Consider the following 23,250-nt stretch of genomic DNA (forward strand, 5'->3'; position numbering starts at 1 on the left):
AGACTGCTCTCCTTGTGTATCGGCTTGCGGGGCAGCCTGTCGGTGGGCCTGCGGGGCGCCGGTGGGGGCGCCCCGCACGGCGGTCTCCGGGTCGGCGTGCTCAGCGGTGGAGTGCGGCGATGGCCGAGGCCAGCGCTGCGGGGACGTCCTCGACCAGCGTGTGGTGCCCGTCGCGGACGATGTGCCGGCCTGCCACGACTGTGTGCCGCACATCAGCCGCGGAGGCGGCGAATACGGCTGCTTCGGCAGCCAGCCGTGGCACCGGCCCCACTGTTCTGACGGAATCCAGGGCGACGGTCGCCAGGTCGGCGGGTGCACCGGGTTCGATGGTGCCCGCCCGGGGTCGGCCGAGCGCGGCATGTCCGTCGACGGTCGCGGCGCGCAGCAGGGCGGCCGCCGTCCAGTGGCCGCGGGATCGGGTGCGCAGGCGTTCGTTGAGCTCCATCGCACGGGCCTCTTCGAAGAGGTCGATCACGGCATGGCTGTCGCTGCCGAGGGAGAGCGGCGAGCCGGCGCGCTGGAGGGCGACGGCGGGACCGATTCCGTCGGCGAGATCGCGTTCCGTGGTGGGGCACATGCAGGTGCCGGTCGCCGAGGAGCCGAGGAGCGCGATGTCCTCGCCGGTGAGATGGGTGTTGTGGACGCCGGTGGTGCGCGGGCCGAGGACGCCGTGGTCGGCGAGGAGCCGGGTGGGCGTGCAGCCGTGGGCGGCGAGGCAGGCGTCGTTCTCCGCGGTCTGCTCGGAGAGGTGGACATGGAGCGGGGCCTGCCGCTCCTTCGCCCAGGCGGCCACGGTGGCGAGCTGCGTGGCGGGGACGGCGCGCACGGAGTGGATGGCCGCGCCGATCAGGGCGTGGTCGCCGCCCTTGAGGAGACAGGCGCGTTCGGCCCAGGCGTCCGCGGTGGTGTCGGAGAAGCGCAGCTGGTGCTGGTCGAGCTCCTGGTACTGGGTGGGGCGCCGGCCGAATCCGGCGGAGAGATAGGCGGTGTCCAGCAACGTGATCCGGATACCGGCCTCGCCTGCCGCCGCGATCAGGGCCTCGCCCATCGCGTTCGGGTTGCTGTACGGGGTGCCGCCCGGCGCGTGGTGCAGATAGTGGAATTCGCCGACCGCGGTGATGCCGGCCAGGGCCATTTCGGCATACACGGCACGGGCGAGGTCGTAGTACGAATCGGGGGTGAGCCGGGAGGCGATCTGGTACATGGTCTCGCGCCAGGTCCAGAAAGTGCCGGAGCCGACCTGAACGGTGGAGCGAAGGGCGCGGTGGAAGGCGTGCGAGTGGGTGTTGGCGAGCCCGGGAAGAGTGAGCCCGTGCAGCACGGTGGCGCCCGGCGGTGGGATGGCGACGCCGGTGCGGACGCCTGCGATCAGCCCGTCGGAGACGTCCAGGGCGACGCCCGGCTCGGCATGGGTGCCGAGCCAGGCGTGGGACAACCAGTACGTCGCGGTGACGGGCCTGCCCGTCGGCTCCGTTGTCAGCTGCACGCGAGACCTTCCAGTACGTCGGCGAGCGCGGTCACCCCGGCCACGCAGTCGTCCTCGGCGGCGTGCTCGGCCGGCGAGTGCGAGATCCCGGTGGGGTTCCGTACGAACAGCATGGCGGTGGGGACCGAAGCGGACAAAATACCCGCATCGTGTCCGGCGCCGGTACCGAGGACGGGTACGGGCCGTCCCGCGTCGTCGCCGCCCCGGCCGATCAGTATCTTGCCGAGTTCGTCGCGCAGGGCGTGCTCGAACTCCACGACGGGCGTGAAGGACTCCCGTACGACATCGAGGTCGATCCCGGCCCGCTCGGCGTGTTCCCGGGCGGCCCGCTCGATGCCGGTGACCACGGCGTCGAGGCGGTCCTGGTCGGCGGCGCGGGAGTCGAGCCAGCCGCGGACAAGGGAGGGAATGGCGTTGACGCCGTTCGGTTCGACGGTGATCTTGCCGAAGGTGGCGAGGGCGCCGACCAGCTCCGCCTCGCGGCGGGCGGCCAGCACGGTCTCGGCGTATGTGAGCATCGGGTCGCGCCGGTCGGCCAGCCGGGTGGTGCCCGCGTGGTTGGCCTCACCCCGGAAGTCGAACCTCCAGCGCCCGTGCGGCCAGATCGCGGAGGCGATGCCGACCGGGTCGCCGGTGAGGTCGAGGGAGCGCCCCTGCTCGACATGGAGCTCGACGAACGCGCCGATACGGGCGAGCCGTTCGGGGTCGGGGCCGATGGCCTCGGGGTCGTATCCGGCCGCCTCCATGGCCTGCGGCAGCGTGATGCCGTCGCTGTCGCGGAGCCGGTGCGCCGCCTCGACGGTCAGCTGCCCGGCGGCGAGCCGGGAGCCCACGCAGGCGAGCCCGAACCGGGCCCCTTCCTCGTCACCGAAGTTGCTGATGGCCAGGGGTCGGGTGAACACCACTCCCCTGTGGCGGAGTTCGTCGAGCGCGGCGAAGGAGGAGACCACACCGAGCGGCCCGTCGAAGGCGCCGCCGTCCGGTACGGAGTCGAGATGCGATCCGGTGACGACGGCGTCCCCGGCGAGGGGGTCACCCAGCCAGGCCCACTGATTGCCGTTCCGGTCGACCTCGTAGGTGAGCCCGCGCGCCTCGGCCTGCGTCCGGAACCAGGCGCGGCAGTCGGCGTCGGCCCCGGTCCAGGCGTAGCGGCGGTAGCCGCCGCTGTCCCGGTGCCGACCGACCGGCAAGAGCTCCCGCCACATGGCCTGGAAGGACGATGAACCATCCCCCGCCCCAGCGCTTTTCCGGGTCACGGCCCCTCCGTCATCGGCACGCGCACGCCCTTGTCCGCGGCGACCGACTCCGCGATGTCGTACCCGGCGTCGACATGGCGGATGACGCCCATGCCCGGGTCGTTGGTGAGCACCCGCCGGATCTTCTCGCCCGCCAACTTCGTGCCGTCGGCGACGGTCACCTGCCCGGCGTGGATGGAGCGCCCCATCCCGACGCCGCCGCCGTGGTGGAGGGAGACCCAGGAGGCCCCGGACGCCACATTGACCATGGCGTTCAGCAGCGGCCAGTCGGCGATCGCGTCGGACCCGTCGAGCATCGCCTCGGTCTCCCGGTACGGGGAGGCCACGGAGCCGCAGTCCAGGTGGTCGCGCCCGATGGCCAGCGGGGCGGCCAGTTCGCCGGAGGCCACCATGTCGTTGAAGCGCTCGCCGGCCCGGTCGCGCTCGCCGTAGCCGAGCCAGCAGATCCGGGCGGGCAGTCCCTGGAAGTGGACGCGTTCACCGGCCATCTTGATCCAGCGGTGCAGCGACTCGTTCTCCGGGAAGAGTTCGAGCATCGCCTTGTCGGTCTTGTGGATGTCGGACGCCTCGCCGGAGAGCGCGGCCCAGCGGAACGGACCCTTGCCCTCGCAGAAGAGCGGCCGGATGTAAGCGGGCACGAACCCGGGGAAGTCGAACGCACGGTCGTAACCCGCGAGTCGGGCCTCGCCGCGGATCGAGTTGCCGTAGTCGAAGACCTCGGCCCCGGCGTCCATGAAGCCGACCATCGCCTCGACGTGCTTGGCCATCGACTCCCGTGCGCGCTGTGTGAAGTCGGCGGGCTTCTCCGCGGCGTACGCGGCCATGTCGTCGAAGTCGACACCGAGCGGGAGGTACGAGAGCGGGTCGTGCGCACTGGTCTGGTCGGTGACGATGTCGATCGGCGCACCCTCGGCGAGCATCCGCGGCAGCAGTTCCGCCGCGTTGCCCAGCAGGCCGATGGAGAGCGGCTTGCGTGCGTCCCGGGCCTCGGTGGCCAGCTGGAGCGCGTGCTCCAGGGAGTCGGCGCGCACATCCAGGTAGCGGTGCTCGATCCGGCGCTCGATGGCGCGCGGGTCGCAGTCGATACAGATCGCGACGCCGTCGTTCATGGTCACGGCGAGCGGCTGGGCGCCGCCCATGCCGCCGAGTCCGGCGGTCAGGGTGATCGTGCCGGCCAGCGTCCCGTTGAACTTCTTCGCCGCGACGGCGGCGAACGTCTCGTACGTGCCCTGCAGGATGCCCTGCGTACCGATGTAGATCCACGATCCGGCGGTCATCTGGCCGTACATGGTGAGCCCGAGCGCCTCCAGACGGCGGAACTCCTCCCAGTTCGCCCAGTCGCCCACCAGGTTGGAGTTGGCGATCAGTACCCGCGGCGCCCACTCGTGGGTCTGCATGACGCCGACCGGACGCCCGGACTGGACGAGCATCGTCTCGTCCTGCTTGAGCGTCCGCAGCGTGCGCACCATCGCGTCGAACGAGCGCCAGTCGCGGGCCGCCTTGCCCGTGCCGCCGTAGACGACGAGCTTGTCGGGGTGCTCGGCGACCTCGGGGTCGAGGTTGTTCTGCAGCATGCGCAGGGCGGCTTCTTGCTGCCATCCCAGGGTGCTCAGTTCCGTACCGCGCGGCGCCCTTACGGGGCGAGGTCCTGACATGGCGATGCCTCCTCGAGACTGTAAAACTTCTATTCACATCCTGATGGCCTGAATACTCGTAGTCAACAGCCCCTCGCCGACGCCAGGAGGAAACGACGCCCGGCCGTCCCCGCAGAGGGCGCCCCGGCGGGCTTCCCGCGCACCCTCCATACACTCCTCGCGCATGTACCTGTGGAAAATGCCAGAACTGCCACCCGGGGCGGGCACGTTGCGTAGCCTCGGGGTCACAGCCGTACGCCACGTCGGGAGGGAAGTGCGCGTGCCCGGAATCGACGAGTGCCTGCTCGAAGTCATGAGGCTGCCCGGCGCCCGCGGCGCCGCGGTGGTCGACTGGACGAGCGGCCTCGCCCTCGGCGCCATCGGAGAGTCACCCAACGGTGATCACGAGGCCACCGCCGCGGAGACGGCCGAGGTCGCGAGGATGGCGGCCGAGCAGCCCGCCTTCGCGCGGGAGGCCACCGGACCGTCGACCGAGTTACCCGAAGAGGCCGTTACAGGAGCGTCGCCCCCGGTCGAGGACGTCATCGTCACCACCCGCACCGGATACCACATCCTCCATTTCGTCGAGACGGCCTTCGACAGCAGCGTCTTCGTCCATCTGTGGCTCGACCGCGCGGAGGGCAACCTGGCCCTCGCCCGAATACGGCTGGGCGAGATGGCCGAGCGGCTGGTCCTGGCATGAGAGCGACCGCCCCCGCCCCGGTCACGGCGCCCTCCCCCATGCTGCAGCGCCTCGCCGCCGAGCGCGCCACCGGCGCCCTGATACGCGACCGCGGCACGCTCTATCTCGCCGACGGCCAGGTGGTGCACGCCGAGAGCCCGGCGACGCCCGGTATCGACGTCCTGCTCACCACGGGCGGCGCCCTGCACCGCGACGGCTGGTGGGAGGCGGTCGCCAGGGCGGGCGCCGGACAGCGGGTCGGCCGCTATCTGGTGGACAGCGGGCGGGTGCCGGGCGGGGCGCTGGAGCTGTGCCACCTGGGCGCGCTGTACGACGCGGCGTTCTTCGCGCTGTCCCCAACCCGGACCCCGGCCCGCTTCCGCTACGGGGTCTCCCACTGGATCGGCCCCGTCCGTCCCGTCCCCGTCGATGCCGTGCAGCGCGAGACGCTCCGGCGCCGGGAGCTGCTGGAGCGAATCTGGCCCGACGCGGTGACCGACAGCGCACCGCTCGTACGGACGGCCCATCGAGTCGACGCACCCGTTCCGCCGGGCCGGCGCCGGGTGCTCGCTCTCGTGGACGGGGTGCGTACCGCATCGGACATCGCCCAGGAGCTGGGCAGGCCGGCGTTCCACGTCCTGGTCGATCTGCGGCGCCTGGCCGCGACCGGACTGGTCGAAGCGGTACGGGAGACGCCGACCGCGTCCGCCGCCGGCCGGATCGCGCTTCCCGAGGTCACGACCGACCCCGACGTCGCCCTGCTGCGCCGGCTCCGAGACGCATTGGAGGCCTTGTGATACGCGCGCTCAGACAGCGTGCCGGGAGGAGACAGCTGATGGTGCCCGAGGCCGAAGTGCAGGATGTCCTGGCCGAGCTCCAGCGGTTACGGGCCCGGGTCCCGCTCCTCTCCGGCGCCCTGGCGGCCAGCACCGACGGCCTCGTCCTGGCCCATGACACCCCGGGCGTGGAGGCGGAGGGCGTCGCCGCACTGACCGCGGCCGCGCTCGGCGTCGCGATCCGGATGGCGGAGGCGACCGCCCGGGGCCGCTTCCGTGAACTTCTCGTACGGGGCGAGGCCGGCTACATCGCCACGTACGCCGCAGGCTCCTCGGCCGTCCTCACCCTGCTGGCCGAGGACCGGATCAACGTCGGCAGGCTCCATCTGGAGGGCCGCCGGGCCGGCACCCGTATCGGCGAACTGGTCGACACCGCACTGGAACGCGCCGCACACCCGGCGCCCCCGGCCCGCGCCCCCGCGCAGCGCCCCGGGCAGCCCGGCCCGCTGCCGCACCGCACGTAACACCACATGCCCCGGAGACAACCGACGGATCCGGTCACCTCGGCCGGCCAGGAAAGGAAACGAGCACTCATGGCGAACACCGAAGCGTCACTGAAGGAAGCGATGACGTCCATCGAGGGCACCCTCGGTGCCGCCCTCGTCGACTACACCAGCGGAATGGCGCTGGGCACCGTCGGCGGCGGCAAGGAGTTCAATCTGGAGGTCGCGGCCGCGGGCAACACCGACGTCGTACGCGCCAAGCTCCGCACCATGGAACACCTCGGCCTCCAGGACGAGATCGAGGACATCCTGATCACGCTCGGCACCCAGTACCACCTGATCCGGCTGCTCAGGACCCGCGGCAACAGCGGTCTGTTCCTCTACCTGGTGCTGGACTCGAGCCGCGCCAACCTGGCTATGGCCCGTCACCGGCTGAAGCGGATCGAGGCCGAGCTGGAGGTCTGACCGGGCGCGGCCTCAGCGCTGACGCCGCGCCCCGCCGGGCGCGGCGTCACCCGCCATCGGGCCGGTCGTCCGATACCCCTTCACCTTCTTGCCCGCGGGCCGCCCGCGGGTCACCCAGTCGGTCCGCACCCAGTACAGGGCGTCGTCCTGGCGCTCGCGCTGCCCGATCCTGACGGCCTTGATCCAGAGCCCGGCCCCCGCGCCCGCGAGCATCAGACCGCCGGCCCCGGGCAGCAGGAACGCGCTCGCCACCGCTGCCAGGAAGGCCCCGAGCAGCCACCACCGGTGCTTGCGCCGCCAGTTGCGTACGGTCACGGCCCGGTCCTGGAGAAAGTCGGACCGCCCGGCGCGGGTGGCACCCCTGGCCAGTTCCGCGTACCGCCTGCCGCGTACGAGCGCCACCACGGCCGCGGTGATCAGGAACAGCGCCGCTCCGGCCAGCAGCCCGATCCGGGGTCCGGTGAGCCCCGGCACCAGTGCACCGATCAGCGCGGCAAGCAGCCCGGGCCACCACAGCGGCGCGGCTCCGGCCCGTACGATCACGGCCACCCTCGCCAACGACTGCGCTCCGCGCCCCACGTCCGTACCCCTCTCCACAGCGCCCTTCTCCGCAGCGCCTTCCCATCCTTCTGGGCCGGGAGATTAATAGCCTCACATGAGCAATGCCTGAGAATCGACGAGGTTGCAGGGGTCGCCCTCAGTACGTGGTCCTGCTCTCAATACGTGATCCTGCCAGGGCGTCGCCGCCACCCGTCACTCGACGAACAGCCCCCGCGCCGCAGCCCTCGCGTCGAACTCCTCCAGCCGGGCCTGCGCATCGGGCAAATCGTCGCACATCGCCTCCAGCAGCACCCGCCCCAGCAGCATGGGCGCGCACGCGGTGTCGAAGGCGAGCCCGGTGCCGACGGCGGCCGGGATCAGCAAGTCGCTGCACTTGGCGACGGGTGCGAAAGCGGAGTCCGCGACCGACACGACGGTCAGCCCCTGCTCCTGCGCGTACGCGAGGGCGTCCACGACCTCCTTCGGATACCGGGGCAGCGCAAAGCAGATCAGAGCGGTGGCACCCGCCCGCCGCGCGGCGTCGATCCGGTCGTGCAGCATGCTGCCGCCCTCGTCGAGCACCCGGACATCGGGGTGGACCTTGGCCGCGAAGTACCCGAACCCGCGCGCCTGCGAGGAGGCGGCCCGCAGCCCGAGCACCGGCAACGGCCGCGAGGCCGCCAGCAGCCTGCCCGCCCGCTCGACGGGCCCGGGGTCGGCGAGCAGCTCGGCCAGATGCCGCAGATTCTCGATCTCGCCCAGGACGGCCTGCTGGTACTCGTTGTACGCCTCGTCCCGGCCTCCCCGCGCGGGCTCGGCCGGGGCGACCTCCCGCAGGTGCTTGCGGAGCGCCGGATAGCCGTCGAACCCGAGCGCCACGGCGAACCGGGTGACGGACGGCTGGCTGACCCCGGCGAACTCGGCCAGCTCCACACTCGACAGAAACGGAACGTCCCCGGCCCTGCGCACCATCGAGTGCGCGATGCGCCGCTGGGTGGGTGTGAGCCGACGCCCCTCGAAGAGCTGCTGCAACCGTGCGGCCGGGCTGCTCCCGCTCATGCTGTCCCCTCGGTAGATCCGTCGCACCATGGTCCGGCCCGACAAATCCATTCAGCCAGCAAGGCGCCTGCATGTCCATATGCAGCGGCGGCGCACCGAGGAGGGGGATGGCGCCACTGCTCGGGCCCTGGTTCCGGCACCGCCCCGGACGCACGGGGTCCGCCCGGCAGGGCTGAGGGCCGCACCCCGATGAACTGAAGGCTGCGACCGGCCACACTGCTCTTCGGTGCCCTCGCGCATGGATGTATCGCGGGGACCGCCGCACCCCCGGTTGCCCAGGGGGCGGGACGACGGCGGTCCCGCTCCTTCTCCCACCCCCCATTTGCCGGTCGGTCTAAGCCGGTGCTGCGCGTACGTGTCGCGCCCGTACCGTTTTCGCGAAGCCCGGCCTCCCGGACCCGTTACGGCTTGCCGGCCGCCGCGTCCCTGGCGAGGAACGCCAGCAGGTCCTGCCTGCTCACCACGCCCTTCGGCTTGCCCTCCACCAGCACGATCGCCGCGTCCGCCGCGTTCGTGCCGCCGAGCACCGCCATCAGGTCCTCGACCGGTTCGCCGGAGCCGACCTGCGGCAGCGGCGGCGACATGTGCTTCTCCAGCGGATCGGAGAGCGAGGCGCGCTGAGCGAACAGGGCGTTCAGCAGCTCCCGCTCCACGACCGAACCGATGACCTCGGCGGCCATCACGTCCGGGTGGCCCGCGCCCGGCTTCACGATCGGCATCTGCGAGACGCCGTACTCGCGCAGGACGTCGATCGCCTCGCCGACGGTCTCCTCGGGGTGCATGTGGACGAGCGTCGGGATCGGGCCGTCCTTGTGGTCGAGCACGTCCCCGACGCGCGCGGACGGGCCGGTGCCCTCCAGGAAGCCGTAGTCGGCCATCCACTCATCGTTGAAGATCTTGCTCAGATAGCCGCGGCCGCTGTCGGGCAGCAGGACGACGACCACGTCGTTTGGGCCCAGGCGTTTCGCGACCTCCAGGGCGGCGACGACCGCCATGCCGCAGGAGCCGCCGACCAGCAGGCCCTCCTCCTTGGCGAGGCGCCGGGTCATCTGGAAGGAGTCCTTGTCGGACACGGCGACGATCTCGTCCGTGACCGTACGGTCGTACGCGCTCGGCCAGAAGTCCTCGCCGACGCCCTCGACGAGATACGGACGCCCGGAGCCGCCGGAGTAGACCGAGCCCTCCGGGTCCGCGCCGACGACCTTGACCTCGCCGCCGCTGATCTCCTTCAGATAGCGGCCGGTGCCGCTGATCGTGCCGCCGGTGCCGACGCCCGCGACGAAGTGGGTGATCTTCCCGTCCGTCTGCTCCCACAGCTCGGGACCGGTGGTCTCGTAGTGGGAGCGCGGGTTGTTCGGGTTGGAGTACTGGTCGGGCTTCCAGGCTCCCGGTGTCTCGCGGACCAGCCGGTCGGAGACGTTGTAGTACGAGTCGGGGTGCTCGGGGTCAACGGCCGTCGGGCAGACGACGACCTCGGCACCGTAGGCGCGCAGCACATTGATCTTGTCCGTGGACACCTTGTCCGGGCAGACGAAGATGCACTTGTACCCCTTCTGCTGGGCGACGATCGCCAGGCCGACGCCCGTGTTTCCACTGGTCGGCTCGACGATTGTGCCGCCGGGCTGCAGCTCGCCGCTCTGTTCGGCGGCCTCGATCATGCGCAGGGCGATGCGGTCCTTGACCGAACCACCGGGGTTGAAGTACTCGACCTTGGCCAGGACCGTCGCCTGGATGCCGGCCGTCACACTGTGCAGCCTCACCAGCGGGGTATTGCCTACGAGACTGATCATCGAATCGTGGAATTGCACCGTGTACTCCGGAGTCTCCGAGATGGTGCGGCAAGCGTATGCGTACGGGCGCGAGATTGGGCGAAGCGATTGAGCGACGGTCACTGCGGGGCAGTTAGCTGTATGTACGGCGGTACGGCAACGAGGAGGTGGACCGGACTGTGTCGAGGGCAAGGGTGGCACGGCGGATCGCGGCGGGCGCGGCCTACGGCGGCGGCAGCATCGGGCTGCTCGGCGCAGCGGCGGTAGGCGTACTGCTGGCGGAGGTCCAGCTGGCGAAACGGCAGGTGGGCGGCGGTATCGCACCGGTTCCGCCGAGCGCGGACGGGCGGTACGGGGTGGCGTTCACCGGTCCTGCGGAACCGTTGCGACTGGGGTTGCTGGGTGACTCGACGGCGGCCGGGCAGGGGGTGCGCCGGGCCGGGCAGACACCGGGGGCGCTGCTCGCCTCGGGGCTCGCGGCGGTGTCCGAGCGGCCGGTGGATCTGCGCAATGTGGCGCAGCCGGGCGCCCGGTCGGACGATCTGGAACGGCAGGTCTCGCTGCTGCTCGCCGACACGTCATGTACGCCCGACGTCTGCGTGATCATGATCGGGGCGAACGATGTGACGCACCGGATGCCCGCCACCCAGTCGGTGCGCTGCCTGACCACCGCGGTGCGCAGGCTGCGTACGGCGGGTGCGGAGGTGGTGGTCGGCACATGCCCGGATCTCGGCACGATCGAGCCGGTCTACCAGCCACTGCGCTGGCTGGCCCGGCGGGTGAGCCGGCAGCTGGCAGCGGCACAGACGATCGGTTCGGTGGAGCAGGGCGGGCGCACGGTGTCGCTGGGCGACCTGCTGGGACCGGAGTTCGAAGCGAATCCGCGGGAGCTGTTCGGGCCTGACAACTACCACCCGTCGGCGGAGGGGTACGCCACGGCGGCGATGGCGGTCCTGCCCACGCTCTGTGCGGTGCTGGGGCTGTGGCCGGAGTCCGACCGTCTGGACGGGGCCCGGCGCGAGGACATGCTGCCGGTGGCCAAGGCAGCCTCCCAGGCGGCCAGGGAGGCCGGTACGGAGGTCACGGGGGCCCGGGCACCCTGGGCGCTCCTCAAGCACCGCAGGCGGCGGCGTCTTCCCGCGGCCACGGAGCCCCATCCGCACCCGGAGACGCACGAGGAGCCGCAGGCGCACCCGGAGACGCACGAGGAGCCGCAGGCGCACCCGGAGACGCAGGGGGATTCGCGGGGGGTCGCGCACGAGGAACCGCAGAGGGTCGCGCACGAGGAACCGCAGGGGGCCGCGCACGAGGAGCCACGCAAGGAGCTACTGGGGGACTCGCACGGGGATCCGTACGGAGAGTCCTACGGGGAGTCGCGCAACCTCCCCGCCAATTGATCGACTGAGCGGTCGCTTAGAAAAGAGGTCGGCGTCACATGCGCTGCCCGGTGACCCAGCACCTACGTACAGGTAACTTCCCATTCAGCACCTGCCAGAACCCGCCTTCCAGCCCTCATGGAGCCGCGTGATGCCCGAAGCCGTGATCGTCTCTGCTGCCCGTTCCCCCATCGGCCGGGCCTTCAAGGGTTCGCTGAAGGACCTGCGCGCGGACGACCTGACCGCCACGATCATCCAGACCGCACTGGCCAAGGTTCCCGAGCTGGACCCGAAGGACATCGACGACCTGATGCTCGGCTGCGGCCTCCCCGGCGGCGAGCAGGGCAACAACCTGGGCCGCATCATCGCCGTACGGATGGGCATGGACCACCTTCCCGGCTGTACGGTCACCCGCTACTGCTCGTCCTCCCTCCAGACCAGCCGGATGGCGCTGCACGCCATCAAGGCAGGCGAGGGCGACGTCTTCATCTCGGCCGGTGTCGAGATGGTGTCCCGCTTCGTGAAGGGCAACTCCGACAGCCTGCCGGACACGCACAACCCGCTGTTCGCCGACGCCGAGGCCCGCACCGCGGCCCGCGCCGAGCAGGAGGGCGCCGACTGGCACGACCCGCGCGAGGACGGCCTGGTCCCGGACGCGTACATCGCGATGGGGCAGACCGCGGAGAACCTGGCCCGGTTCAAGGGCGTCACCCGCCAGGACATGGACGAGTTCGGCGTCCGCTCGCAGAACCTCGCCGAGGAAGCCATCAAGAACGGCTTCTGGGAGCGCGAGATCACCCCGGTCACCACCCCGGACGGCACGGTCGTCTCGAAGGACGACGGCCCGCGCGCGGGCGTCACCCTGGAGGGCGTGCAGGGCCTGAAGCCGGTCTTCCGCCCCGACGGCCTGGTCACCGCGGGCAACTGCTGCCCGCTCAACGACGGCGCCGCCGCGCTCGTGATCATGTCCGACACCAAGGCGCGCGAGCTGGGCCTGACCCCGCTGGCCCGGATCGTCTCGACCGGTGTCTCCGGCCTCTCCCCCGAGATCATGGGGTACGGACCGGTGGAGGCCAGCAAGCAGGCGCTGAAGCGTGCCGGGCTGACCATCAACGACATCGACCTGGCCGAGATCAACGAGGCGTTCGCCGCCCAGGTGATCCCCTCCTACCGCGACCTCGGCCTCCCCCTGGAGAAGGTCAACGTCAACGGCGGCGCCATCGCCGTCGGCCACCCCTTCGGCATGACCGGCGCCCGGATCACCGGCACGCTGATCAACAGCCTCCAGTTCCACGACAAGCAGTTCGGCCTGGAGACCATGTGCGTGGGCGGCGGTCAGGGCATGGCAATGGTCATCGAGCGGCTGAGCTGAGCTGTAGCGGAGGGTAGGGGCCGCCTGAGGTACGAAGGCGGCACCTGCCCGCAGCGAAAGCGAAGCGAACGCGACCACAAACCCGAGCGGCTGAGCTGAGCTGAGCTGTAGCGGAGGGTAGGAGTCGCCTGAGGCGTCAGCCCAGTAACCGGCCTGGAACGTGGCCGGGAACGGCCACGTCCCAGGCCGGTTCCGAGCCCCGACCGTGACCGAATCTCCCCCAGGATGTGACCTATCTCCTGGGGGAGAGCCATTCCCGCAGGTCACACCCATACCAGGGTTAAACCCCAGGCCCAATTACCTGTCCAATTCGTGACGTAATGCACTGACACCGGGCGCAGGCGGAGGACAAGCTGAGGTAGGAAGTCGGGGGATCGATTGAAACCGGGAGTATGTCAGTGAGCGCCATGCCTCTTGCCCTGTTGCTGACCACCGTCGCCGCCACGGCCGTCGGCGCCGCTGCTCTGCACGCTGCTCACGGGCTGCGCAAGCAGATCACGGCCCTTCGTGCGGAGCTGACCGCGGTCCGTGTCCATGGTGCCGCCGTGCCCGCCCAGAGCCGCAACGACCTCACCCCAGCCGCGGAGATACGCGCGGCCGTGGCCGAAGCGCTGGCCGAGGAGCGGGAGCGCGAGCTCGCCGAGGCCCGCGCCTTCTGGGCCTCCCAGGAAGCGCGCGATGCCGCCGACGCCCCGTCCTTGCTGGGCGGTCTGGCCGGGATCGGCGAGGACGCGCCGTTCTTCATGCCGCGCCAGGCCGACTTCGCGGGTCTGGAGGCGATGGACCTCGACGCCACCGAGGCGCTCGAAGAGCTGACGGAGCTGACGGAGCTGGCGGAGCTGGCGGACATGACCGAGCCGCCCGAGGCGGCCGAGTTCACCGAGGACTCCCCCGAGCTGGCCGCGGCCCGCCGCCGTCACCCCTCGCACCCCGACTTCGTACCGGTGCAGACCCCGGTCGTCACCGACCACGAGCGCACCGTGAACCGCCTCGAAGAGCTCGCCGACAGCCGTACGGAACTCGCCGATGTGCGCCCCGGCCCGCTCGGCACCCTCGACGTCTATGTCTTCGCCGACGGCACCACGCTCTGCATGACCCCCGGTCACCGCGAGACGGCCGAGCGCCTGGCCGAGGCGCTGCTCGCGGGGGAGCACCCGGTCCTGCTGGGCGGCTCCGGTGTCTCCGGCGCGTACGCCCTGACCTTCTCCTGCGGCAAGGAGAGCGTCTACATCCTCGCCGACCGCGTCATCGCCTCGTTCTAGCCCCCGGGGCATCCGGGCAGAGCGGCTCCCGCCGGCCGCCGCCCCCGGGACGCACCACAGCCCACCCCGCCACCCCGCCACCCCGCCGCTACGCGAACGCCCGCGCAGCCGCCTCCGCCACGAATTGCACGGCCTCGTCCAGCTCAGCCGACGGGGCCGTTTCCAGTGCCACCGCCAAGTCACGACCCGCCACGGCGAGTTGGTCGCCGATCGCGAAGATACCGGCGTCCGACATGATCCGCGGCTCCCGGTCCGGCGCCTCGATGCGCTGGGCCCGCAGGGCCAATTCCCTGGCCGTCGCCAGCCCTTCGGCAGCCGCTCCACGCTGGAGACGGCTCTGTGGGGCGGCGCGCAGCCGGTCGGCGAATCGGTCCACGGCGGTGATCAGCGGGGTCGTATCGAGCACTCCGCGACCCTACGCGCCCTCCCGGGATGGTTACCAATGGGCCGATGCCCAGGCACGGTGTCGGGAAGGACCAGCAACGCGCTATGCGTCGGAGGCGCCGAAGGCGCTGAGTACGGCCTCAGAAGGGCCGCGCGCAAGCTGCTCCAGGCACGCGTGAGAAACGAACGGGCCCGCAGGCAGTGCCTGCGGGCCCGTTCCGTCACCCGTTGCGGGTCTGTGCGTCAGTCGTCGCCGCTGAGGAGCGAGAACAGACGCAGCATCTCCAGGTAGATCCACACCAGGGTCATGGTGAGGCCGAAGGCCGCCAGCCAAGACTCCTCGCGCGGGGCGCCGAACGCGATGCCGTCCTCGACCTGCTTGAAGTCCAGGGCCAGGAAGCACGCACCGAGGATGACCCCGATGACGCCGAAGAGAATGCCGAGGCCACCGCTGCGGAGGCCCAGCCCGTCACCGCCGCCGAAGACGGCGAACAGCAGGTTGACCATCATCAGGAGCATGAAGCCAATGGCGGCGGCCATCACGAAGCCGTAGAAGCGGCGGGTGACACGGATCCAGCGCATCTTGTATGCGAGGAGCACGCCGGCGAAGACACACATGGTGCCCATCACCGCCTGCATCACGACGCCCGGCGCGATGTACGTGCTGACCGCGCTGGAGATCACTCCGAGGAAGACACCCTCGAAGGCCGCGTACGAGACGATCAGCGCCGGAACCGGCTTGCGCTTGAAGGACTGGACGAGCGACAGGACGAACGCCACCAGGGCGGCGCCGATCGCGATGCCGTAGGACTTGCCGAGGTTGGCCTCGTCGACCGGCAGCAGGGCCCAGGAGAGCACGGCGCCGAGCACCACGGTGCCCAGCGTGATCGCCGTGCGCGTGACGACATCGTCGATCGTCATCGCACCGGAACGCGCCGGGGCCTGTGGAACGCCGTACTGGGTGTCCTGCTGGGCGTAGGGGTTGGTGGCGTACGGGTTGGCGGCGGTGCCCTGCGCGTACGGGTTGGCGCCCGCTGCGGGGGCCCCGGCCTGCGGCGCCGCGTTGAAGCCCGCATATCCGTTGTCGCGGCTGAAGCCCCGTCGCGAGAAGACCGGGTTGCTGCTCCTCATCTCACTCCTCCATGGCCACCCTGCGTGGCCTTCCCACAAGAGTAATGGGTAGGCAAAAGAATCAGACTCGTGCTTGGGGAGGATCTTTTCGAAACCGATACCCGAAGCACCGCCCGCCCGAAAGCCCGAGCCGGTCGCCCACACTCCCCATGCACACACCCGAACGAGTGATTACCGGCCGGGGTGGTAGGGACTGACTGCCCTCTGGGGTCCTGAAGACGTGCTCGCGGCATGGCGGTGACGGCGTCATGGCTACGCGGGCTGCGTCAGGTCCTTGGCCATGAACACTCGGCTCGTACCGGACGGATCAGAACAGCCGGCTCTGCCGGAACGGGTCCGTCGAGGGCGGCCCACTGGAGCAGTGGGCCGGCCCGAGCCCCGCCGTCCCCCCACGTGACCGAGCCCACCCCCCACGCCGTCGGAACTCCCGCGACAATGAACACGTGATCACTTCGCCGCTACGGAGCACCCACCGCCGCGCCGAGCACGCAGCGACGCCGTACGTCGACCTGTCGCGCGCCGAGTGGAGCGCTCTGCGCGACAAGACGCCGTTGCCGCTGACCGCCGACGAGGTGGAGCAACTGCGCGGGCTCGGGGACGTCATCGACCTCGACGAGGTACGGGACGTCTACCTGCCGCTCTCCCGGCTCCTCAACCTCTATGTCCAGGCCACCTCGGGTCTGCGCGGCGCTCTGAACACCTTCCTCGGGGACGCGGGCAACGGGCACGGCGCGCAGCGCGGCACCCCGTTCGTCATAGGGGTCGCGGGCAGTGTCGCGGTCGGCAAGTCCACCACTGCCCGTATCCTCCAGGCGCTGCTGGCCCGCTGGCCCGAGCATCCCCGGGTGGAGCTCGTCACCACGGACGGGTTCCTGCTGCCGATGAAGGAACTCCGGGCGCGCGGGCTGATGTCGCGCAAGGGGTTCCCCGAGTCGTACGACCGGCGGGCCCTGACCCGTTTCGTCGCCGACATCAAGGCGGGCAAGGACGAGGTGACGGCGCCCGTCTACTCGCATCTGATCTACGACATCGTGCCGGGCGAGCGGCTCACCGTACGCCGCCCCGACATCCTGATCGTCGAGGGGCTCAACGTGCTGCAGCCCGCGCTGCCGGGCAAGGACGGGCGGACCAGGGTCGGGCTCGCCGACTACTTCGACTTCAGTGTGTACGTGGACGCGCGGACCGAGGACATCGAGACCTGGTATCTCAACCGGTTCCGCACACTGCGCGAGACGGCGTTCCAGAACCCGTTCTCGTACTTCCGCACCTACACCCAGGTCTCCGAGGAGGAGGCGATGGAGTACGCGGCGACGATGTGGCGGACCATCAACAAGCCCAATCTGGTGGAGAACGTCGCTCCTACCCGGGGCCGTGCCACTCTGGTGCTGCGCAAGGGGCCGGACCACAAGGTCCAGCGGCTGTCCCTGCGCAAGCTCTGAACCTCTGACGCCTGCCGTAGCCCTTCACCGAGGAGCCCGTCGCTTGCTGCATCTGCGCCTGATCGTCCCCGCCGACCGTACGGACGAGGTGGTGCGCCTGATGGAAGACACCGTCGGTACGACGCATCTCGTGGTGATGTCCGGAGTCGCCCGTAACCCGGCGGGTGACGTGGTGCTGTGCGATGTGGCCCGCGAGGCGGGCGACGAGCTGATCTCCGCGCTGCGCAGGCTCGGTATCGACAAGTCCGGTTCGATCACCGTCGAGAACATGGACCTCATGCTCTCCGTGCACGCCGACAGAGCCGAGGACGAGGCGCCGGGCGAGGGCGCGGACGCGGTGCTGTGGGAGGAGCTGACGGACGCGACCCACGAGGAGTCGACGTTCAGCGTCACCTATGTGGCGTTCCTCGCGGTCGCGACGATGCTCGCCGCCTGCGGTGTGATGCTCGACAACGCGATCCTTATCGTGGGCGCGATGGCGGTCGGCCCGGAGTTCGGACCGCTGGCCGGGATCTCCACGGCCCTGGTGCAGCGCGCTCCGCGTCTGGTGTGGCGGTCGCTGGTGGCCCTGATCGGCGGCTTCGCCGTCGCGATGTTACTGACGGCGGGGTTCGCCTGGCTGATGGACGCCTTCGGGCTGTTCAACCGCTCGATGATCGAGGCCGCCCGGCCCAACACGGCGTTCATCTGGCAGCCGGACTGGATGTCGTTCGTGGTGGCGTTCCTGGCCGGGATCGGCGGGACGCTCTCGCTCACCTCGGCGAAGTCCGGGGCACTGATCGGGGTCGCCATCTCGGTGACGACGGTACCGGCCGCGGCCAATGCGGCGGTCGCGTTCAGCTACAGCGACTACGGGCAGATGTCGGGCTCCACGGCCCAACTGCTCGCGAACCTCGGCGGGATCGTGGTCGCGGGGACGCTGACGCTGCTGGTCCAGAAGGCCCTGTGGGCGGCACACCACCGCCGGACGGGCCGTGTTGCGAGCCCGGCCGGCGAATAGCGCCGACAGGCTCGGTGCGAACGGGGAGGCGCACCCTGGTGCGGAGCTGTGCCGCCTCGGCACAGCACGGCCGAGAACGGAGCCACGGGGCTTGCGCTCTCAGCCGATTCCAGCGAGCTCCACGTCGCCCTGTCGTCTGCCGGTGCGATATCGACGGTCAGCACCAGCCCACTGACCGAGACCGGCCGGTACCCGGCCGGTGCGGGTACCTCGCCCAGGAACAACGTGATCCGGCTGTCACGCTCCGGGGCGTGTTTCAAAAGTCGCCGTCCACCCAGAGGGCGGGCGGGGCCTTCGAAAGACGCCCTGGTCCCTCGCCCGGCACGCTTTGCCCCGTCGCGTCGTCCAGCACGCCCGCACTGGACGACGCTCCTTCCGGGCGGACGCCGCCGGTCACGGCACTAGCCGAGCGCGGACTTCACCACATCGGCCAGCCGCTCGGCGACCGCCCGTGCCTGCTCGATGTCGGCCGCCTCGACCATGACCCGTACCAGGGGCTCCGTGCCCGACTGGCGCAGCAGCACGCGCCCGGTGGAGCCCAGCTCGCGCTCGGCCTCGGCAACCGCAGCGGCCAGCTCCGGGGAGGTCCCGACCCGGGACTTGTCGACGTCGGGGACGTTGATCAGCAGCTGGGGCAGCCGCTGCATGACTCCGGCCAGCTCGGCGAGCGTACGGCCGGTGGCGGCGACCCGGGCCGCCAGCAGCAGGCCGGTCAGCGTGCCGTCGCCGGTCGTGGCGTGGTCCAGGACGATGACATGGCCGGACTGCTCGCCGCCCAGCGCGTAGCCCTCGGCCTTCATCGACTCCAGTACGTAACGGTCGCCGACGGCGGTCTGGACGAGCTGGATGCCCTCCCGCTCCATCGCGATCTTGAAGCCGAGGTTGGACATGACCGTGCCGACCACGGTGTCCTTGCGCAACTGCCCGGCCTCGCGCATGGCGAGGGCGAGTACGGCCAGGATCTGGTCGCCGTCGACCTCCGCGCCCGCGGCGTCCACAGCGAGGCAGCGGTCGGCGTCGCCGTCGTGCGCGATGCCGAAGTCGGCGCCGTGCTCGACGACTGCGGCCTTCAGCAGATCCAGGTGGGTGGAGCCGCAGCCGTCGTTGATGTTCAGACCGTCCGGATCGGCACCGATCGTGATCACCTCGGCGCCGGCCCGCGCGAAGGCCTCGGGCGAGACCCGGGAGGCCGCGCCGTGTGCCTCGTCGAGGACGACCTTCAGCCCGTCGAGCCGGTTCGGGAGGACGGCGACGAGGTGGGCGACGTACCGGTCGAAGCCCTCGGCGTAGTCGGTGACCCGGCCCACCCCGGCGCCTGTCGGACGCGCCCAGGGCTCACCGGTGCGGTGCTGCTCGTAGACCGTCTCGATCCGGTCCTCCAGCTCGTCGGCGAGCTTGTGTCCGCCGCGGGCGACGAACTTGATGCCGTTGTCCGGCATGGCGTTGTGGCTGGCGGAGAGCATCACGCCGAGGTCGGCGCCCAGCGCGCCGGTGAGGTACGCCACCGCGGGGGTGGGCAGCACACCGACCCGCAGGACGTCCACGCCCGCGCTGGCGAGGCCTGCCACGACGGCGGCCTCCAGGAACTCTCCGGACGCACGTGGGTCGCGCCCCACCACGGCTGTCGGCCGATGCCCCTCAAAGGTGCCCGCCTCGGCAAGCACATGCGCCGCAGCGACCGACAGACCGAGCGCGAGCTCAGCCGTCAGATCCGCATTGGCGACACCACGCACACCGTCCGTGCCGAAGAGTCGTCCCACTGGTGTCCTCCGAAGATGCTCCGAAACCGCAAACCAAACCAACACAAAGCAAACCAAAGCAAAGCGATACAGCAATACGGTGCGCACAACGTGGCACAACGCGGCGCCAGTCGACGCAACGCGACGCAACGCAAGCGTATGAACGCCTTATGCCGTTATACGCCCGGGGGTGCCGATATACGAACGCCCCGGCCAGCACAAGATGTGCCGCCGGGGCGAACGTGTAAAGCAGATGAGCAGGCGGTTTAGCGCTTGCTGTACTGCGGGGCCTTACGGGCCTTCTTGAGACCGGCCTTCTTGCGCTCGACCGCACGGTCGTCGCGGGAGAGGAAGCCGGCCTTCTTCAGCGGGGCGCGGTTGTTGTCCACGTCCGCCTCGTTCAGCGCACGGGCCACACCGAGGCGCAGGGCGCCGGCCTGACCGGAGACGCCGCCACCCGAGATGCGGGCGATGACGTCGTAGCGGTTGTCGAGCTCGAGCACCTTGAAGGGCTCGTTGACTTCCTGCTGGTGCACCTTGTTGGGGAAGTAGTCCTCAAGGGTGCGACCGTTGATCTTCCACTTGCCGGTGCCCGGAACGATCCGGACGCGGGCGATGGCGTTCTTCCGACGGCCAAGGCCGGCGGCGGGCTGCGGGTCGCCGAAGCGGGAAGCCAGCGACTCGCTGGTGTACTCGCCCTCGACGGGAACCTCGGACTCGAAGGTGGTCACCTCGGCGAAGACCTCTTCGCCCTCGGTGCCCTCGACGGGGTTCTCAACAGTGGTCTCGGCCACGATTCTCCTCAGATCTTTCTTTTGGTCTTAGGGGGAGGCCGGAACTACTGCGCGACCTGGGTGATCTCGAACGGGACCGGCTGCTGAGCAGCGTGCGGGTGCTGGTCGCCCGCGTAGACCTTGAGCTTCGAGAGCATCTGACGGCCCAGGCTGTTCTTGGGGATCATGCCCTTGATGGCCTTCTCGACAGCCTTCTCGGGGCTCTTGGCGAGCAGCTCGTCGTAACGGACGGAGCGGAGACCACCCGGGAACCCGGAGTGGCGGTACGCCATCTTCTGGGTCTTCTTGTTGCCGGAGAGGTGAACCTTCTCGGCGTTGATGATGATGACGAAGTCGCCCATGTCCATGTGGGGGGCGTAGATCGCCTTGTGCTTGCCGCGGAGGAGGTTCGCGGCCGTGGTGGCCAGACGACCCAGGACGATGTCCTGCGCGTCAATGATGTGCCACTGGCGCGTCACATCGCCGGGCTTGGGGCTGTACGTACGCACTTCGTAGCCTTCGCTTCTTCAGTGGATGGGGTCCAGACACATGGCACCTCTGAAGCGATCATGCAGCTGGGGCTCACAATGCCGGGGACGCTGCCCGTATGCGAGCCACTGGTGACTGCTCCAGAGAACCTACGTAAGGGCCCTACGCGTGAGAACGACGAAGCCAATACGCATAACAATCGACGAGACTACCCGCCCCGCCCCGGACGGGTCAAAACGCGTGGCCCTCGGGCGGGCGGCAGCGGGGTTCCCCGGCCTGGCCGGCCCCGCTGCCGGGGGTTCCGTCCTCAATCGCCAGACGGGCTGGTTGGTGCGGGTTCCCCGCTGGGGTGCGCCTTGGGCCGTCGTGCGGGGGTCCGGGGTCCCTCCGGGAAGACTCCCCGGAGGGGCACCACCCCCACCCACACGGACAAGGCGCACCCCGGACCGTGGAGCAACCGCGTCACCGGGCCCGTTCCACCCTCCGCTCGTCCCACACCGGCTCCGTCGTCTCCCGTACGAAACCGTCCGAGCCGAACACCAGATACCGGTCGAAGGACTTCGCGAACCACCGGTCGTGCGTGACGGCCATCACCGTGCCGTCATACGCCTCCAGCCCATCCTGCAGGGCCTCCGCCGACTCCAGGTCCAGGTTGTCCGTCGGCTCGTCCAGCAGCAGCGCGGTCGTGCCAGCCAGCTCCAGGAGCAGGATCTGGAACCGCGCCTGCTGCCCGCCGGACAGCTTCTCGAACGGCTGATCGCCCTGCCGCTCCAGCTCGTACCGCCGCAGTACGGACATCGCCCCGCCCCGGTCCTTGGCGTACTCGGTCCACAGGATCTCGACGAGCGTGTGTCCCAGCAGCTCGGGATGGGCGTGCGTCTGCGCGAAGTGCCCCGGTACGACGCGCGCCCCGAGCTTCCACTCCCCCGTGTGCGCCACCGGCTCGCCCGCGAGCAGCCGCAGGAAGTGCGACTTCCCGGAGCCGTTCGAGCCGAGGACGGCGACCCGCTCCCCGTAGAAGATCTCCAGGTCGAACGGCTTCATCAGCCCGGTCAGCTCAAGATTCTCGCAGGTCACCGCCCGCACGCCGGTCCGGCCGCCACGCAGCCGCATCGTGATGTCCTGCTCGCGCGGCGGCTCCGGCGGCGGTCCCGCGTCCTCGAACCTCTTGAAGCGGGTCTGCATCGCCCGGTAGCGGGACGCCATGTCGGGGCTGATCGCGGCCTGCTGCCGCAGCCGGTGCACCAGCGCCTTCAGCCGGGCGTGCTCCTCCTCCCAGCGCCGCAGCAGTTCCTCGAACCGGGCGAACCGGTCCTTGCGGGCCTGGTGGTACGTATCGAAGCCGGCGCCGTGCACCCACACATCGCTGCCCGCCGGACTCGGCTCCACGCTGACGATCTTCTCGGCGGCCCTGGACAGCAGCTCCCGGTCGTGGGAGACGAAGAGCACCGTCTTACGGGTCTCCTTCAGCCTCTCCTCCAGCCACCGCTTGCCGGGGACGTCCAGATAGTTGTCCGGCTCGTCGAGCAGCAACACCTCGTCGGGCCCACGCAGCAGCGCCTCCAGCACCAGCCGCTTCTGCTCACCACCGGACAGCGTGCGCACCTCGCGCCACTGCGCCTTCTCGTACGGGACGCCGAGCGCGGCCATGGTGCACATGTCCCACACGGTCTCGGCCTCGTACCCGCGGGCCTCCGCCCAGTCGCTCAGGGCCTGCGCGTACTTCATCTGCGCGGCCTCGTCGTCAACGGTGAGGATCAGCTCCTCAGCCCTGTCGACCGCCAGAGCCGCCTCCCGGATACGGGGCTGGGCCACGGAGACCAGCAGGTCCCGGACCGTACGTTCGTCCCGCACGGAGCCCACGAACTGCCGCATCACCCCGAGCCCGCCGCTCACCGACACGGAACCGCCGTGCGGCTGGAGCTCCCCGGCGAGCAGCCTCAGCAACGTCGTCTTACCGGCACCGTTCGCCCCCACGAGGGCGACCACGGCCCCGTCCGCGACCCGGAACGAAGCATCGCCGAGCAGCACCCGCCCATCCGGTAGGTAGTACTCCAGATGGCCCGCTTCAAGATGTCCCATGCACAGCATTGTCACGGGCCACGAAGCCCTGGC

At 70.4% G+C, this 23,250-nt stretch carries 20 protein-coding genes and 1 pseudogene; 9 read left to right on the forward strand and 12 right to left on the reverse strand.

Going from position 1 to position 23,250, the window contains the following annotated elements; genetic code table 11:
• Window positions 1-100 precede the first annotated feature (100 nt).
• The 3 genes from ACZ3IC_RS12995 to hutU are packed head-to-tail and all read right to left on the reverse strand — an operon-like array spanning window position 101 to window position 4,397.
• Complete coding sequence (locus ACZ3IC_RS12995; RefSeq protein ID WP_467415549.1) at window positions 101-1,486, reverse strand: formimidoylglutamate deiminase; 1,386 nt, start codon at window positions 1,484-1,486, stop codon at window positions 101-103.
• Window positions 1,477-2,691 (reverse strand): allantoate amidohydrolase, encoded by a 1,215-nt coding sequence (locus ACZ3IC_RS13000; RefSeq protein WP_467416076.1) that lies wholly within the window; start codon window positions 2,689-2,691, stop codon window positions 1,477-1,479. Before ACZ3IC_RS13000 ends, ACZ3IC_RS12995 begins: the two co-directional genes overlap by 10 nt.
• A 47-nt stretch (window positions 2,692-2,738) precedes the next feature.
• Window positions 2,739-4,397, reverse strand: coding sequence for a urocanate hydratase (gene hutU / locus ACZ3IC_RS13005; RefSeq protein ID WP_467415550.1), 1,659 nt, complete (start codon window positions 4,395-4,397; stop codon window positions 2,739-2,741).
• A 259-nt stretch (window positions 4,398-4,656) separates the two neighbouring features.
• Here hutU and ACZ3IC_RS13010 point away from each other — a divergent pair, with 259 nt between their 5' ends.
• The 4 genes from ACZ3IC_RS13010 to ACZ3IC_RS13025 all read left to right on the forward strand — a co-directional run bounded on the left by ACZ3IC_RS13010 (window position 4,657) and on the right by ACZ3IC_RS13025 (window position 6,802).
• Window positions 4,657-5,079, forward strand: coding sequence for a hypothetical protein (locus ACZ3IC_RS13010; RefSeq protein ID WP_467415552.1), 423 nt, complete (start codon window positions 4,657-4,659; stop codon window positions 5,077-5,079).
• The gene (locus tag ACZ3IC_RS13015; protein ID WP_467415555.1) at window positions 5,076-5,855 is read left to right on the forward strand and encodes a transcriptional regulator; all 780 of its coding nucleotides are present in this window, start codon (window positions 5,076-5,078) and stop codon (window positions 5,853-5,855) included. Before ACZ3IC_RS13010 ends, ACZ3IC_RS13015 begins: the two co-directional genes overlap by 4 nt.
• 38 nt (window positions 5,856-5,893) lie before the next feature.
• Window positions 5,894-6,358: a roadblock/LC7 domain-containing protein gene (locus tag ACZ3IC_RS13020; protein ID WP_467415556.1), complete on the forward strand. Its 465-nt coding sequence runs from the start codon at window positions 5,894-5,896 to the stop codon at window positions 6,356-6,358.
• A 69-nt stretch (window positions 6,359-6,427) separates the two neighbouring features.
• Window positions 6,428-6,802 carry a hypothetical protein gene (locus ACZ3IC_RS13025; RefSeq protein ID WP_467415557.1) on the forward strand — a complete coding sequence of 125 codons (375 nt, stop codon included), beginning with the start codon at window positions 6,428-6,430 and terminating at the stop codon, window positions 6,800-6,802.
• 12 nt (window positions 6,803-6,814) lie between these two features.
• Here ACZ3IC_RS13025 and ACZ3IC_RS13030 read toward each other — a convergent pair whose 3' ends face one another.
• From ACZ3IC_RS13030 to ACZ3IC_RS13040, 3 genes are all read right to left on the reverse strand, one after another.
• Window positions 6,815-7,351 (reverse strand): hypothetical protein, encoded by a 537-nt coding sequence (locus tag ACZ3IC_RS13030; protein ID WP_467416077.1) that lies wholly within the window; start codon window positions 7,349-7,351, stop codon window positions 6,815-6,817.
• A gap of 204 nt (window positions 7,352-7,555) precedes the next feature.
• The gene (locus ACZ3IC_RS13035) at window positions 7,556-8,401 is read right to left on the reverse strand and encodes a MurR/RpiR family transcriptional regulator (protein WP_467415559.1); all 846 of its coding nucleotides are present in this window, start codon (window positions 8,399-8,401) and stop codon (window positions 7,556-7,558) included.
• A 401-nt stretch (window positions 8,402-8,802) separates the two neighbouring features.
• Entirely contained in the window at window positions 8,803-10,209 is a 1,407-nt protein-coding gene (locus ACZ3IC_RS13040) for a cystathionine beta-synthase (RefSeq protein ID WP_467415561.1), read from the reverse strand.
• Between the two features lie 155 nt (window positions 10,210-10,364).
• Here ACZ3IC_RS13040 and ACZ3IC_RS13045 point away from each other — a divergent pair.
• The 3 genes and pseudogenes from ACZ3IC_RS13045 to ACZ3IC_RS13055 all read left to right on the forward strand — a co-directional run.
• Window positions 10,365-11,372, forward strand: a pseudogene (locus tag ACZ3IC_RS13045) (SGNH/GDSL hydrolase family protein); the annotation flags it as partial.
• Between the two features lie 325 nt (window positions 11,373-11,697).
• Window positions 11,698-12,918 carry an acetyl-CoA C-acetyltransferase gene (locus tag ACZ3IC_RS13050; RefSeq protein ID WP_467415564.1) on the forward strand — a complete coding sequence of 407 codons (1,221 nt, stop codon included), beginning with the start codon at window positions 11,698-11,700 and terminating at the stop codon, window positions 12,916-12,918.
• Between the two features lie 422 nt (window positions 12,919-13,340).
• Window positions 13,341-14,180 (forward strand): hypothetical protein, encoded by an 840-nt coding sequence (locus ACZ3IC_RS13055; RefSeq protein ID WP_467416079.1) that lies wholly within the window; start codon window positions 13,341-13,343, stop codon window positions 14,178-14,180.
• Window positions 14,181-14,268: 88 nt separating this feature from the next.
• Here the strand turns inward: ACZ3IC_RS13055 and ACZ3IC_RS13060 are convergent, their stop codons facing one another.
• The gene (locus tag ACZ3IC_RS13060) at window positions 14,269-14,586 is read right to left on the reverse strand and encodes a hypothetical protein (protein ID WP_467415566.1); all 318 of its coding nucleotides are present in this window, start codon (window positions 14,584-14,586) and stop codon (window positions 14,269-14,271) included.
• 221 nt (window positions 14,587-14,807) lie between these two features.
• A complete protein-coding gene (locus ACZ3IC_RS13065; protein ID WP_467415568.1) occupies window positions 14,808-15,695 on the reverse strand; it encodes a Bax inhibitor-1/YccA family protein in 888 nt (295 codons plus the stop codon).
• 443 nt (window positions 15,696-16,138) lie between these two features.
• Here ACZ3IC_RS13065 and coaA point away from each other — a divergent pair, with 443 nt between their 5' ends.
• A complete protein-coding gene (gene coaA, locus ACZ3IC_RS13070) occupies window positions 16,139-17,134 on the forward strand; it encodes a type I pantothenate kinase (RefSeq protein WP_467415570.1) in 996 nt (331 codons plus the stop codon).
• A 43-nt stretch (window positions 17,135-17,177) separates the two neighbouring features.
• The gene (locus tag ACZ3IC_RS13075; protein ID WP_467415572.1) at window positions 17,178-18,134 is read left to right on the forward strand and encodes a DUF389 domain-containing protein; all 957 of its coding nucleotides are present in this window, start codon (window positions 17,178-17,180) and stop codon (window positions 18,132-18,134) included.
• A gap of 401 nt (window positions 18,135-18,535) precedes the next feature.
• Here the strand turns inward: ACZ3IC_RS13075 and glmM are convergent, their stop codons facing one another.
• From glmM to ACZ3IC_RS13095, 4 genes are all read right to left on the reverse strand, one after another.
• Window positions 18,536-19,894, reverse strand: a complete 1,359-nt coding sequence (gene glmM / locus ACZ3IC_RS13080; protein WP_467415574.1) for a phosphoglucosamine mutase — start codon at window positions 19,892-19,894, stop codon at window positions 18,536-18,538.
• Window positions 19,895-20,139: 245 nt separating this feature from the next.
• On the reverse strand, window positions 20,140-20,667 hold the full coding sequence (rpsI, locus tag ACZ3IC_RS13085; RefSeq protein ID WP_030914197.1) for a 30S ribosomal protein S9: 528 nt from the start codon (window positions 20,665-20,667) through the stop codon (window positions 20,140-20,142).
• 44 nt (window positions 20,668-20,711) lie between these two features.
• Complete coding sequence (rplM, locus tag ACZ3IC_RS13090; protein WP_072486702.1) at window positions 20,712-21,155, reverse strand: 50S ribosomal protein L13; 444 nt, start codon at window positions 21,153-21,155, stop codon at window positions 20,712-20,714.
• A 442-nt stretch (window positions 21,156-21,597) separates the two neighbouring features.
• On the reverse strand, window positions 21,598-23,226 hold the full coding sequence (locus ACZ3IC_RS13095) for an ABC-F family ATP-binding cassette domain-containing protein (RefSeq protein WP_467416081.1): 1,629 nt from the start codon (window positions 23,224-23,226) through the stop codon (window positions 21,598-21,600).
• Window positions 23,227-23,250: the final 24 nt, after the last annotated feature.

It is taken from the genome of Streptomyces sp. NPDC002958, from assembly GCF_055563255.1.